The sequence below is a fragment of the Phocaeicola abscessus CCUG 55929 genome, from assembly GCF_000312445.1.
Classification (GTDB): Bacteria; Bacteroidota; Bacteroidia; order Bacteroidales; family Bacteroidaceae; genus Phocaeicola; species Phocaeicola abscessus.
Map to the genome: position 1 here is coordinate 1 of NZ_HE997192.1, position 883 is coordinate 883.

General features: G+C 39.3%; 1 protein-coding gene. It reads right to left on the reverse strand.

The features are described from left to right. The coding region (locus BN102_RS10435; RefSeq protein WP_019209092.1) for an IS4 family transposase at positions 1 to 838 on the reverse strand (838 nt) is incomplete at its 3' end. Positions 839 to 883 lie beyond the last annotated feature (45 nt).

Sequence of the window (883 nt, forward strand, 5' to 3'; positions counted from 1 at the left end):
TAAGATGAAAGGCATTGGTAAGGAAGACTAACTCTCTATCCTGATCTTCGTCTCTGTACTTCACTAAGCGCAACCGCTCAGTATACTTCAACCGAGTGATTATGTCAGTAAGTTCTATCACTGAATCGGCAAGTACATTCTTTGGTAATCTGCGTTCCCATCGGATACATTTAAACTGTAGATTCTTTTTGGCTCTCACTACAAAGAAAGACTCGTGCAAATGTATCTTATAGAGTTCTTTGAAGGCATTGTAACCGCGATCAAAAACATAGTAAGATCCTGATTCATAAGGAATATACTTCATAGTTTTTGAATCGTGTACAGATGCTGTAGAGATGTGGAAGTATGCTGGAACTTTTGCTTCTAAGTAATACAACACATGAGCTTTTATACCACCTTTCTTCTTACGAAACTTGGCCCACCAGAAGATTGACAGACATAAAGGTATTGTCGTAGAATCGAAGGCATACACATGCCCTTTCAACTTAAAAATATCTGTTGCCTGCTTCTTACGAGCATGCTCCATCATAAAGAACGCAAAATCTTCAAAGATGCGGTAATCCCGGTTTTGGTTGGCTGAAGCAAATGTCGTTTTAGCAATAGGATTTCGCCCCATTCCAAGATGATAACATTTGGTATGATGCGCTTCCAGCGACACGACTACATCGCGCAAGCTTTCACGATTACTAAGCTGACCAAACATCAGTGCAAGAAGTTGGTTCCAGCACGTGAATGACTTGACATATCGATTGCCATTGTATTTGTCAACCAAGTGACGAAACTTATCTTTATCGAGAAATTCAACCAACTGAGCGAAGACATATTTGTTTTTGTTCATATGCAGTCTATCTTATAGACTACAAAGTAGCAAATTCAAATCGTC